Source organism: Psychrobacter sp. UBA5136 (genome assembly GCF_002414005.1).
Taxonomy (GTDB): Bacteria; Pseudomonadota; Gammaproteobacteria; order Pseudomonadales; family Moraxellaceae; genus Psychrobacter.
Genome location: NZ_DHYG01000008.1, coordinates 1 through 13,718, shown reverse-complemented (window position 1 = coordinate 13,718; position 13,718 = coordinate 1). Strand labels below are relative to the sequence as shown.

8 protein-coding genes and 1 pseudogene are annotated in these 13,718 nt (G+C 45.5%); 5 read left to right on the top strand and 4 right to left on the bottom strand.

Features of this window, described 5'->3' with window-relative positions:
• The first annotated feature begins 3 nt into the window (after positions 1 to 3).
• A complete protein-coding gene (locus tag B4240_RS00925; RefSeq protein WP_296236323.1) occupies positions 4 to 1,071 on the top strand; it encodes a WG repeat-containing protein in 1,068 nt (355 codons plus the stop codon).
• Positions 1,072 to 1,169: 98 nt separating this feature from the next.
• Here the strand turns inward: B4240_RS00925 and B4240_RS00920 are convergent, their stop codons facing one another.
• On the bottom strand, positions 1,170 to 5,978 hold the full coding sequence (locus tag B4240_RS00920; RefSeq protein WP_296236321.1) for an NAD-glutamate dehydrogenase: 4,809 nt from the start codon (positions 5,976 to 5,978) through the stop codon (positions 1,170 to 1,172).
• A 377-nt stretch (positions 5,979 to 6,355) separates the two neighbouring features.
• Here B4240_RS00920 and purD point away from each other — a divergent pair, with 377 nt between their 5' ends.
• Together purD and B4240_RS00910 are read left to right on the top strand one after the other, a co-directional pair.
• Positions 6,356 to 7,681, top strand: coding sequence for a phosphoribosylamine--glycine ligase (gene purD / locus B4240_RS00915; RefSeq protein ID WP_296236402.1), 1,326 nt, complete (start codon positions 6,356 to 6,358; stop codon positions 7,679 to 7,681).
• 320 nt (positions 7,682 to 8,001) lie between these two features.
• Entirely contained in the window at positions 8,002 to 9,411 is a 1,410-nt protein-coding gene (locus B4240_RS00910) for an ABC1 kinase family protein (protein WP_296236319.1), read from the top strand.
• A gap of 173 nt (positions 9,412 to 9,584) precedes the next feature.
• Here B4240_RS00910 and B4240_RS00905 read toward each other — a convergent pair whose 3' ends face one another.
• Positions 9,585 to 10,247, bottom strand: coding sequence for a DUF938 domain-containing protein (locus B4240_RS00905; RefSeq protein ID WP_296236318.1), 663 nt, complete (start codon positions 10,245 to 10,247; stop codon positions 9,585 to 9,587).
• A 296-nt stretch (positions 10,248 to 10,543) separates the two neighbouring features.
• Between B4240_RS00905 and B4240_RS00900 the strand changes: the two genes are divergently transcribed.
• Complete coding sequence (locus B4240_RS00900; protein ID WP_296236316.1) at positions 10,544 to 10,756, top strand: DNA gyrase inhibitor YacG; 213 nt, start codon at positions 10,544 to 10,546, stop codon at positions 10,754 to 10,756.
• Positions 10,757 to 10,804: 48 nt separating this feature from the next.
• A complete protein-coding gene (locus B4240_RS00895; RefSeq protein ID WP_296236315.1) occupies positions 10,805 to 11,986 on the top strand; it encodes an aspartate aminotransferase family protein in 1,182 nt (393 codons plus the stop codon).
• 104 nt (positions 11,987 to 12,090) lie between these two features.
• Here the strand turns inward: B4240_RS00895 and B4240_RS00890 are convergent, their stop codons facing one another.
• Together B4240_RS00890 and B4240_RS00885 are read right to left on the bottom strand one after the other, a co-directional pair.
• Positions 12,091 to 12,990 carry a LysR family transcriptional regulator gene (locus B4240_RS00890; RefSeq protein WP_296236314.1) on the bottom strand — a complete coding sequence of 300 codons (900 nt, stop codon included), beginning with the start codon at positions 12,988 to 12,990 and terminating at the stop codon, positions 12,091 to 12,093.
• Between the two features lie 234 nt (positions 12,991 to 13,224).
• Positions 13,225 to 13,718, bottom strand: a pseudogene (locus B4240_RS00885) (DNA polymerase III subunit gamma/tau); the annotation flags it as partial.

The window sequence follows — 13,718 nt, the reverse complement described above, 5'->3', positions numbered from 1 at the left end:
TTTATGCACAGTATATCTAAACTCAACCGCGCTAATATACGATCGATTGTTACCGTTATCTTTACAATCAGCACTTTTACTTTAAGTCTGACTGCGGCTCAGGCAACGATTAGCTGCGCCGGTTATTTGCCTAGTAGCTATTTTAAGCGTATCGAAAATAATGCGCCGTTTGCTGGTAAGTTGGTCGAACAAGCCGATGGCACGCAGCAGCTGCAAGACTTAAGCGGTAATATTGTCACGGATAATTTATCCGATGCTTATATCGTGATGGATAAATTTGTACTTGCTAAGCAGCATGGCAAATACGGCGTTATCAATGCCAATGGCAAAATTATCGTGCCCTTTAAATTTGATAATATTCAAACCGAACCAGATATTGCGACCAGCTTTATTGTAAGCGTTAAGTCATCGGACGATAAGAGCAAACAAGGAATTATCAATCGTTATGGCAGCTGGATTTACCCGCTCGCTGATGCTCGTATCGAGCACGCGCACTACGATTCTGATGATGACCGAGATTACTTTGCAATTACCAATAACAAAGGGCTTACAGGGCTACTCGATGATAAAGGTGATTGGGCAATCAGGCCAAAGTATGACGCGATTCATCCGTTAAATACTTGTACCGGCCAGCCTTTATATCTGCAAGTCCGCTTAAAAGACAAAACAGCGCTCATTGATAAAAATAACGAAATCCTTATCCCTTTTGCCATTAATCAGCATATCGAAGCGTTTAATACTTCTGCTAAGCCGCCGCTTTTTCTGCGTAGCACGCTGATTGCTGGTAGCACCGCTACGGGGATGAGTGAGGATTTCCAAGACGAGATTATTAGCGCGCAAATTATCGATGCTAACGGCAAGTTAATCCTCGCATCGGACGCCCCTATTAGAAAGCTGTTATATTATCAGCTTTATACCTATAAACAAGCGAGCAAGTTTGGGATTATTAATGCTAAAGGCGATGTGATACTAAAACCTCAATTTGATAGCTATCGTGACGATGCAGATACAGTATGGGTTGAAAAAAATGGCAAAATGCGCCGTTTAAATACCTTTATAACCTTAGATTAGTCCTTTTAATTTTCTTTTTATTGTTGAGAAAAAAAACCACCGTTAACCCATAACGGTGGTTTTTTATATAAAACAGAGTCTTAATTTTATTTGGCTTATTATTTACTTACTAAGCCACCAAGCTCACTCATTAGCACTGATAACGTTGATAAACTGATATCACTCTCATCACTGCTATCAATTTTTTGCATCTCTGCGGTAACGGCGTCAAGCTGGCTGGCATGGCGTGATTTCCAGTCATTAAAGGCCTCTTTAGGATTAGACTGCTTTAATAAAGTGTCCATCAGCATCCGCAGGCTACGTGAGACTTCGTTGACAAGGGCGTGACGCGCACGACGATCCCAGTGGTCTTGCTGCGGTAAGGTGGCGATGTTGTCCATCATCCAGTCTAGCTGCAAGACGTGATAAGCCTCAAAGTACAAGGTTGCAATCTCATCAACTGGGCGCTCATACTGCTCAGCCAACAGCGCCGCATCTAGCGCGTCAACGTGATAAGGCAACATCGCAAACATCGCGGCATCATTAGCAGACAGATCATTTTCCATCAAGCTCGTGGTATCTTCTTGCAAATATTCTGAGAACTGCTGCTCGATAAAGCCACCTGCTTTGGTCAATTTCTCGACGCTATCCTCAAATCGCTTGATCATATCGGCAACGTGCAAATCCTGCCCAAAGGCATTGATAAACCACACGACCCCATTTTCAAGGGCATCACGCAGACGCAGCTCAAGCTCGAGTAGCAAGGTTGCATCCACTTGGTTATCTAGCGATTCGAGCAGCTCCCAAGCTTTTGATACATGGAAAACATCACGAGCAATTGCATAGCCGCGCGCAATCGTAGCAAGCGTTTGTCCTGTTTCCTCAAATAAACGGAATAACGCTTCGATACCCAAACGGTTGACGATATTATTGGTCAAATAGGTGCTGATAATTTCACGGTGCAGGCGATGTTCTTTCATCTCATCAAAGAAGCGTGAGGCCAGCTCGTCAGGGAAGTATTGACGCAGCTCATTGACGAAGTACGGCGCATCGGGCAAATCCGACAATAACAAATTATCATAAACCCACATTTTGCCGTACGCCATCACAACGGCCAGCTCAGGATTGGTCAGCCCCGTGCCGGCTTTTTGGCGTTTGGCGATTTCTTCATCCGATGGCAGATATTCAATGGCGCGGTCAAGACGACCTTCGCTTTCTAACATTTGAATAAAGCGTTGATGGTCACTTAAGTTTGCCGCGGCACGTAGATGGCTAAGCTCAAGCGCTTGCGGTTGTAGATAGTTTTGGCGCAGCACCAACTCAGCGACCGTATCGGTCATAGACTCTAACAGCTCATTACGCTGCTTTAAGGTCATATCGCCTTGCTCGACCACTTTACCAAGCAAAATTTTGATATTGACTTCATGATCTGAGCAATTGACGCCGCCTGAGTTATCAATGGCGTCGGTATAAATGCGTCCGCCCGTCTGCGCATATTCGATACGCCCTTGCTGGGTAAAGCCTAAATTACCGCCCTCGCCAACGACCGCCGTGCGCAGCTCACCACCGTTGACGCGCACAGCGTCATTGGCACGGTCGCCGACATCGGCATGACTTTCATTGGCGCTTTTTACATAGGTGCCGATACCGCCATTCCAAATCAAATCGACCGGCGATTTTAGTAGCGCGCTGATTAAATCATTGGGCGCAAGGCTATCTTCACTGATATCAAACAGCGCTTTCATCTCAGGGCTGATAGCAATGGTTTTATCTTGGCGTGAGAATACGCCGCCGCCTTGACTGATAAGCGATTTGTCGTAATCGTCCCACGTCGAGCGCGGCAGATTAAATAAGCGCTCACGCTCGGCATAAGACGCTGCGGTATCTGGATTGGGATCAATAAAGATATGCAAATGGTTAAAGGCCGCAACCAGTTTGGTATGCGTCGATCTGAGCATACCGTTACCAAAGACATCGCCGCTCATGTCACCAATACCAACGACAGTAAAATCATCTCGGTTCTGAATATCCATGCCGCGCATACGGAAGTGGCGTTTGACCGACTCCCAGCCACCGCGTGCGGTGATACCCATGGCTTTATGGTCATAACCGACCGAGCCACCTGAAGCAAAGGCATCATCAAGCCAAAAATTATATTCCGCCGATAAAGCATTGGCGATATCAGAGAAGGTAGCGGTACCTTTATCGGCTGCAACGACTAAGTACGGGTCGTCCTCGTCGTGACGCACCGTGTTGGCTGGCGGGACAATTTTGCCATCGACAATATTATCAGTCACATCAAGCATCCCGCGCAGGAACGCTTGATAACAGGCGACACCTTCTGCTTGAAAGGCTTCGCGGCCATCCGCCATGGTTTTGGTCTTAACGATAAAGCCGCCTTTCGAGCCAACCGGTACAATCACGGCGTTTTTGACCATTTGTGCTTTGACCAGACCTAGTACTTCGGTACGGAAATCTTCCATGCGATCCGACCAACGCAGGCCACCGCGAGCGACTTTGCCGCCGCGTAAATGCACCGCCTCAACGCGCGGCGAATAAACAAATATCTCAAACATGGGCTTAGGTTTTGGCAAGTTTGGAATATCTGCTGCCAAAAATTTAAACGACAAACGGTCTTTACGTTGTCCGTCCGCCTCTCTCTGGTAAAAGTTGGTTCGCACCATCGCGTTAATCAAATCTAGATACCAACGCAAGATGCGATCTTCATCTAAGCTACTGACACCAGCTAAGGCAGTGTTAATTTGCTCTCGGGTTTGACTGGTTTTGCTAGCACGTTCCTCTTCACTATATTTAGGATTCATGCGCGCATCGAATAGCTCGCTTAGGGCGATACTAATTGCGCTATTTTTTACCACAGTTTGCTGAATATAGGCGCTAGAGAACGGCGCTTTTGCTTGTATCATATAACGCGACAAAGCACGCAGTATTACCACGTCATAAGTGTCGAGCTTGGTGGTTAATACCAGCTCATTAAAGGAGTCACTCTCAACGCGCCCTGCCCAAATTTGCTTGAGGCTATCTTCAAACTGTGCGCGTACCACTTGCATATTAATGGTATCAACATGTTCCAATACCAGCGCATACTCTTGCATCCAAATTGGCTGCTCTGGCAAATCAAACTCATAGGTTTGGGCGGAGATGACCGAGACGCCAAAGTTTTCTAGCACGGGTAAGACTTTTGAGAGGATGACAGGATTTTGGCGGCCGTAGAGTTTTAGGTGCAATTGATTGCTGGCGTCGCCCGTCGATTGATATAAATGCCAAATCATCGGCTGCTCATCACTCAAGCTTGCCAAGCGTTTGGTGTCTTCGACCGCTGTGCGCGCATCAAAGCGTTCTTGATAGGCTGCTGGGATATAACTTAAAAAGCGGCGCATTAAGGCATTGGCTTGCTGTTCGCCCACATTATCGAGCAACATTTTTTGATAATTATCGCTCCATGACTGCATAAGAGCCGACAGTTTATCTTGCAGCGCTGCTGTATCCACTTCATTTACTTGACCAGGTACCGTACGGACATGCACGTGGACGCGGGCGTGTTCCGATTCATTAAATTCCGTCGTAAAGCCAGATGACGTCCCGCCGTAAGCGTCTTTTAGGACATTTTGTACTTTAATACGCAGCTCGGTATTGAATTTATCGCGCGGAATATAGACCAAACAGGACACAAAGCGCTGATAATGGTCGACGCGGCTAAATAAACGTAGGCTTTTTTTGTCTTGCAGTTGGCTGATGCCAGAGACGATAGGATATAACTCTTCGACGCTAGCTTGAAACAGATCGTCACGCGGCAGAGAGTTAATCACATGCATCATTTTATGATACGCATGACCGTGGCGCGGTAAATCCGCCATCGCCATGATTTTATCGGCTTTTTCGCGCAGTAAGGGAATCTGTTGTACGCTTAACTGATAAGCTTGCGCGGTAAATAGGCCAATAAAACGATATTCGCCAATCAGCTTGCCATTAGCATCAAACTTATGAATGCCTAAAAAGTCCATGTATACCGGACGATGGACGGGCGACACGCGGCTTGATTTAGATAGCATTAATACGCGCGGCTCGGTTAGTAGTTTTTTTAGATTATTTGGCAACTCATCAAAGCTCTTTGAGAGCGTATCTTCACTGCCGCCGCGCAAGAGGCCAAGACCACTATTACCAATCGCATATAAGTCTAAATTATCATCATCCTCTAAGCGGTATTCGCGATAGCCCAAAAAGATAAAGTGTTCGTCTAATACCCAATCCAGAAACGCTTGAATCTCTTGCTGCGAATAATACACTTCTGGTAAGTCTTGACCAGCCAGCTCCGTTTTTATATCGGTCAGCTTGCTGCGAATCTGCTGCCAATCATCAACGACGATATCAAGGGTATCAATTTTTGCGAGTAGTATTTGTTTTAACGCTGCCAACTCTTCATTGTCTTGATAAGCGATTTCACAATGAATGAGAGACATTTTTGAGGTGTTGCTTTCGTGCGCGCTTTCTACATGAGTGATGTCGCCATTTTCATCGCGCTCAACCCCAACAATAATATTATAAGTGCGATGGACGTCGATACCTTCTGCTTCCAGACTCATCAAGATAGTATCTACTAGAAATGGTCTGTCATAAGCGACTATTTGAATAACGGTATGCGAGCTATGAAAATGCTGCTCTTCTGCAATTGGATTTAAAATAGCAAGCTGCGGCTGACTGCCGTCATAGGCTTTAAGCAAGGTGAAGTGATGCAGCGCCATGCCAGCCAAATCCATATTACTGATGTCTTTTGCCGCTTCTTGGTGCAGCGTCTGATAGTAGCTATGAATAAAATGGTCAAATAGCGATTTGTCCTTTTGTACATAGCTGGTGGCAATATCGCTTATCTGGCTGATCCGCTCTTTTGCGATATTTAGGGTGTTAGGCATGTCCGTTGTCCTTTGTTTTAGGTTTGTCGTTCTCGTTTTTTTCAATAACCAATTATTGGTCTTTACTGCTGCCAATCTATCAAATTGTAACGCACCTCAGCGCGCAGCTAAAGCGTACAACATCATTTCATGAATCAGCTATATGTCGATAACCTTTAATAATGAAACAGCCCTTAATAATGATGGGTTAATAAGGGGTTAATCCCCTCGTCCAGTCTAATACTTGCTGGCAGGTGGATAGTCCTGACAATCACGGCGATTTTTTGTTAGAATACCGCAGTATGTTGCAGCAGATTTTACTGGCGCGCTGTTAACTCATAAACAACTAACTTACAAACAACTCACAATAAATTTTGATGCTAAGGGCAAGAGAAATGATGAATATTTTGGTGATTGGCTCAGGTGGTCGCGAACACGCACTTGCATGGCAGTGTGCAAAGGACGACAACGTACAAAACATTTATGTCGCGCCTGGTAACGCTGGCACCGCTCTTGAGCCCAAATGCCAAAACGTCACATTAAAAGATGCAGCCGATGCTGACGAACACAGTGCGGTTATCGATTTTTGTAAAGACAACGCCGTTGATATGGTAATTGTCGGTCCAGAAGCGCCATTGGTAACGGGCATTGTCGATGCCTGCCGCGCTGCTGGTGTTAGGGCTTGGGGCCCAACGGCTTATTGTGCCCAGCTCGAAGGCTCAAAAACCTTTGCTAAAGAATTTATGGCGCAAAATAAGATTCCAACGGCTGCCTATCAAGGATTTACAGACGCTGCTGCTGCTAAAGCTTATATCGATGAGCAAGGCGCTCCGATTGTAATCAAAGCCGACGGTCTTGCTGCTGGTAAAGGCGTTATCGTTGCTGAAACCATCGAGCAAGCGCATGACGCGATTGACGATATGCTTGGCGACAATAAATTTGGTGATGCTGGTAGCCGCGTGGTCATTGAGCAGTTTTTACAAGGGGAAGAAGCCAGCTTTATTTGTATGATTGATGGTGACAACATCTTACCGATGGCAACCAGCCAAGACCATAAACGCGCTTTTGAAGGTGATACTGGTCCAAACACGGGCGGTATGGGCGCTTACTCTCCGGCGCCAGTCGTCACGCAAGAAGTTCATGACAAGGTTATGACGCAAGTTATCCAGCCTGTCGTTGATGCGATGAAAGCTGCCGGTCATCCTTACACCGGATTTTTATACGCTGGGCTGATGATTGATGAGGCTGGCGACCCGTATGTGATTGAGTTTAACTGCCGTTTTGGCGATCCAGAAACGCAGCCGATTTTGATGCGCTTGCAATCCTCGATGGTTGATTTGGTCGCCCAAGGCTTAGAGGGTAAATTACCGACCGAAGCCAAGTGGGATGAGCGCCCTGCTCTTGGTATTGTCGTTGCGTCAAAGGGCTATCCTGAAACCTCATCAAAAGGCGATGTGATTACAGGCTTGCCAGAATTGGATAATGACAATCAAAGTTCAGTAAAAGTCTTTCATGCTGGCACGGCGTTTTCTAATCAAGACGCCCTTAGCGATGAAAAAGAAATCGTAACCAATGGCGGGCGCGTATTGTGCGTGACGGCATTGGCGGATAGCATCTCTGGTGCGCAGCAAGCAGCCTTAGCAGTGACAGGCGCGATTAGTTTTGATGGTGCACATTATCGCCGTGATATTGGTCATCATGCGATTGCTCGCGAAAACGTTTAACAAGGCTGAGCCGATTTAAAAGCTATGTTAAAAGTGTCATTTTAAAAGCACCATATTTTAAAAGCGCCATGATTTTATGATTTTTACATTGATTCGACCTAGTATCGCGCTAGGTCGTATTTTTTTGTGCGCTGCCAGCAAATAGTGCTTAGATATTCATAGCCGTACTTTAATTTACAAAGTAACTGACAACGCTTAGCTAAGGCGTCTCAACCTACCTGCCGTTATATGGTACAATTTTGTACCAGTACGTCGCATCTTCCTTGTATTGTCGGTTTTATACCCGCAAATCAATAGCAACCGGATGAATGATTATATTTATGGCAAATGATACCTCTAAACCTTCTAACAATAAAACGTCTAATAATAAGCAATCTATCGACAACCTAAAAACCTCAGGGTTTGAGCGTCGTATGTCTATTGCTAAAACCTCCTTAAACATTGGACGTCGTTGGGCGGGTAATAGCGTGTCTGGGATGTTTTTAAATAAAGAAGCACGGACGGCACGCAACCAGATATTTATGGAAGAACAGGCAAATTATTTGGCAGAAGAGCTGGGCAAATTAAAAGGGTCGGTGGTAAAAATCGGTCAAATGCTGGCGATTTATGGCGAGCATATATTACCATCTGAAATCACGCGCGCACTGCAAACGCTCAATGACGATACTGCAACTCTAGCATGGCCAAAAATTGAGCTGACATTACGGCAGCTCCTAGGTGCTAAGTTAAATGAGCTAGACATTGACCCGATACCTATTGGCACCGCTTCCCTCGCCCAAGTTCATCGCGCCACCGTATTGGCTACTGGCGAGCAGGTGGTGTTAAAAATTCAATATCCAGGTGTGGCTGATGCCATCAATTCTGACTTGGCTTTATTTAAACGTCTATTAAAAGTTAGTAATATCGTGCCGCAAACACGGGCACTCGATGCGTGGTTTGATGAGATACGTGACCTACTCCATCATGAGGTCGATTATGAAGCGGAAGCGGCGACCACAGAGCGTTTTTATGAGCGCTTAATTGGCGACCCGCGCTATATTGTGCCCAAAATCAATCGTACTTACTCAACCAAACGCTTGTTGTGCATGTCTTATGAACCGGGCATCACGGTTGTTTCTGAAGCGCTACAGTTATTGCCGCATGAACGCCGCAGTGCCATCGGTCAGGCGGCTATCGAAATCATGATGCAAGAGATTTTCGTTTGGGGCGAGATGCAAACGGATCCAAATTTTGGCAATTACCTCGTTCGTGTTGCTACTGATGAACATGAAATCGATAAACTGGTCTTGCTAGATTTTGGTGCGATTCGTCAGTTTGATAATAACCTGTTGACGATTGCACATGGGTTATTGCGCGCAGGATACTATCATGATCGTGAGGCGATGAAGCGAGCCATGACGGGTTATGATTTCTTTGATAGCATGAGCGATAAAGTACGCTCTGATATTGCCTCGCTGTTTTTATTGGCGACAGAACCTTTTAGTGATCCTGCCTTAAACCCCGATATTCCTGGCGATTGTTTGGATGAACAGCAGCGTTATATATGGGCGAATAGTAAGTTGCATACTCGCCTCTCCAATGACGCCGCACGGGCAGTACAATCTTTTGAATTTAATCTACCGCCTAAAGAGTTTATGTTTATTAGTAGGAAATTTATCGGTGCTTATACATTCTTGACGGTGTTGGATGCACATACGGATTCTAATAGATTGGTAAAACCTTTTTTATGATGTAAGGGTTTCGGCATTTTTTGGACCGCCTTTTTGTGGCGGTCTTTTTTGGTTTTGTTTTTTCTGCTTAGGCTATTTTTTATAAATATATTAGCAATGCTGGCTGTGTGATTGCTTAATTCTTCTTCTAGTTGCCTTTCTGTTACCACTATCACTTAGGCTATTTATTTTTCCTACGCTTTACGGCTCGCTTGCCATTTATCAAATCTGGTTTTATAGCCCTCAGGCTTACGCATGGTTAGCTGCCAGCAAGTCTCCCCGCGCGCCAAATACTTAACCTCAAAATGTGTACGTTGACTATCGCTTGCGACTCTATGACGCGTGTTTGGAAGACACCAAACCTCACTGGCTTGCTGCTCTGCATTATCCATATACGCTTCTATATTGGTCGCTAGTAGCACTTCTCCCCCTGCCTGCAAACGAGAAAGTAAGAACTCAAAAAAAGGCATGTTTAACCATTGCTGGTTGGGATTGTGTTGCTCAGGATTGGGATAGAGTATAAAAATACGCTCGATACTGTTTGGCGCAATGGCGTGGGCAATCCAAGCGATGGCATCGGCATGAATCGCGCTTAGGTTGCTTGATTTTTGCTGCCCAGCCAATTTAGCAAAGGCATCGAACTTATTGCGCGTACGCTCGATAGCTATCAGATGCTTATCAGGGTTTTGCTGCGCAAAGCTAAGCGCGTGCTTACCCTTCCCTGCGCCAATCTCTAATACCAAAGGCTGCTTACCTTTAATCAATACTTCTGGAAGCATAAAATCGCGCGGCGCTGAGAGTTTTTGTGGTTGAAAGGCACGTTGCTGCTGATGTGAGAGCTCAAGATTGTCAGTCATCTAGTATCCTTAAGGGATTTGTCATTTGTCATTATTCGACCGCATGCTATTATATAGTCAATTAAGCCCAATAGTAATAAACGTACAACGGCCTTGCTCACGAAAGACAATGATTTACTGATAAATGCGACTGACATCAACTCCTTCATTTAATGCCATCGTGATTTTGAAGAAAAAAGAAACCGTGCTGATTTTAGAAATAAAAAACGCCCACTATTCATACTCGCTATTAATGATAAGTGCTGTGTTAAATAACAGCCTTTAGCAATAGCCCATAGGATATATCCACTTTTATTATGACTGACTCTACCCCCAGCAACAGCGACGACAGTACCAGCCCCTTACCTAAAACCTACCCTTGCCCACAGTGCGGCAATCAAACTGCCTGGCAAGACAATAAATATAAGCCGTTTTGTAGTCATCACTGCAAGCTTATCGACTTAGGCGCCTGGGCAAATGAAGAATACACTCTGCCTGCCGAATCGACGCCATTTTCTGACGAGCTCTAACCATTTAACCACGCCCTTTAACCTTTTATTATGCCAAGGATGTTTTACATGTCTGCTACTTACCTGATGCCCACTTATAATCGTCAACCAATCAGCTTCATACGCGGTTCAGGCAGTTGGCTTTATACCAAAGATGAAACGCCTTACTTGGATGCCTTGACGGGTATCGCAGTATGCGGCTTGGGGCACTGTCATCCAAAGGTGACTGAGGCTATCCAGCAGCAAGCATCGACCTTGGTGCATACCAGCAATTTATTTGGTATCGACTGGCAAGAGCGCGCCGGCGAAGCTTTATGTAACGCGGCGCAAATGGACAGCGTATTCTTTGCCAATAGCGGTGCTGAAGCCAACGAAGCAGCATTAAAATTGGCGCGCCTGTACGCCAATCAGCAAGGGTTTAAACGCCCAAAAGTGATTGTAATGGAACAATCCTTCCATGGTCGCACCTTGCTATCATTGTCTGCAACCGCCAATCCTAAAGCGCGTGAAGGTTTTTACACCTTGGACGAAGATTTTGTCCGTGTGCCCTTTGGTGATATTGCGGCGATTGAACAAGCGGCGCAAGACCATGATGATATCTGTGCGGTATTTGTCGAGCCTATCCAAGGCGAAGGCGGCCTTAATACGGCAGTAAATGGCTTTACGTACCTTGAGCAATTACAAGCCGTATGCGACAGCCATGATTGGTTATTTATGCTCGATGAAGTGCAAACCGGTAATGGCCGTACGGGCAAATACTTCGCTTATCAGCATAGCAACGCTCGTCCTGATGTCTTAACGACTGCCAAAGGCTTAGGAAATGGCTTCCCTGTCGGTGCTTGTATGGTACGCGGCCGCGCCAATGGCTTGTTTGGTGCTGGTAGTCATGGCTCAACCTATGGTGGCACGCCATTGGCCAGTCGCGTGGTACACAGCGTTTATGAGGAGCTTACCGATGGCGGTATCATGGACAATGCCGTTACTGAAGGGCAGTTTATCCGCGAAAGTATGGTTGATGCGCTTGGACAATACGGTGTCAGCGCGCGCGGCGCTGGGATGATGATTGGTATCGCCCTTCCTAAAGAGATGGACTGTAGCAAGCTGGTTGACCGTGCGCGTGATGAGCAAAAATTAATCATCAACGTCACAGGCGGTCATGTGATTCGTTTGCTGCCGCCGCTCAACATGAGTCGCGATGAAAGCTCACAAGTGGTCGAACGCTTGGTTAATTTATTAAAACCTTCGTTTTAAACCATTGTTTGCATAAAAACCTACCGCTAAAAAAGCCTATAGATAGTTATCTATAGGCTTTTTACTTTCTGGCAGTTTAAATTAAACCTTTTTAACGGCTAAATTTAATTAGCATGAAAGTACTTTTTTAACACTTCTAAGCAGCGGGTGATTTTTGCAGGCTGTTGATCACGGTTTAAGGTGACGGCATATAACACAAAACTTGGTAGCTGATAGCCTGTTAACACTTCGACCAAATTACCATTTTCAAGCTCTCTTTTGACATCCATTTCCATGATGCGAATCAAGCCATGGCCTTCTTTTGCCAAGGTCATCGCCATAAAAACATTATTGGTATGAATACGTGAATTCATCTTGATGCGCGTTTTTTTACCCGTTTCCGTTTGAGAAAGCTCCACATAGTTAGCATCTTTCATAATATCGATGCAAATCAGTTGATGGTCTGCCAAATCTTTTGGCGTTTCAATCTTTTTATGCTGACGTAAATACTGCGGTGAGGCAACCAACATTTGACGCACATCAGATAACGGATGATTGCTTAAGGTTGAGTCATTGATATTAGGGCTCATACGTACCGCAATATCGATACGCTCATCAATCATATCAATATAATGGTTGTCGGCGAAATACGTAATGCTAAGGTCATCGTGTGCCGACATCCAACTAGACAGCGCCGGCAGAATATGGTGGACGCCAAGCTCAGGTGTCGTGGCAATGCGCAGGCTACCGGCAAGCTCATCGCGTAATTGATTGACCTTAATGCGCCCTTGTTCAGCGGCGCTAACCACATCTTTTGCCGCTTCATAAAAGCTTGCGCCTGCTTCTGTTAAGCTGAGCTTACGAGTTGAACGATGCAACAACACCACGCCCAGCTCGTTCTCCAAAGCCCGTATCTGCTGACTAACCGCACTGGTTGTGATACCCAATTCGCGAGCTGAACCACTAAAAGAGCCGTGTCCGACCACACTGGCAAACACAGCCATACCACGTAAATTATCTAACATATTCTCACCTAAGCTGCTTTTTAGTTTTTAATATAACTTAACCATTATAGCGGATTATAATAAATCTTACAGTTTTTTAATATAACTCTGTTAGTCATCTAAAGCGGTTTTGCGATAAATAAAACCAAAAATATCAAGGCGATAAAATGATGTCGCCTTGATATTTTGATAAATATTATAAAAGTTATAAAGGTTTACTGATTAAAAATTGCCAATCGTAAAATCAGCGATTGTTTAATATAACTGAACCTTACCCATTTTGCCTTCACCGCGTTCCATCAAATACTGCATGACTGGCGTATTGAGCAATCTGGACTCGGCCACCGTTCTGGCCTGGATAAGACGCTTTTGTTGCCGACGCTCAGGCGTCTTATCATCGGCTTGGGTGATACTACCATCTATCTGTAGGTTGATATCTGCCTGCGTAAACTGCTCTTTTAGTTTTGCGGCAAGCTGCTGAAAGGTGGTTTGTAAATGCTTGCTATCCACTGCCGTGACAAATACAGCTTTATCATTACAGTGGCCGGTCATCATCCCTTGACGCGCTAATGCCAATTCATCTGGCGCCAAACTACCAGCTTCACGGGCACATTGCAGCCAATAGTCCCATTTCTCTGGCGTCCACTCGCCCGTCAATTCTTGCGGCGCGCAGCGTAACAAGGTGCGTGGGTCATCAACTTGCGCGGCTAATTGAGAATCATTTGCGCCAGGCTCAACAACAGGCTCAG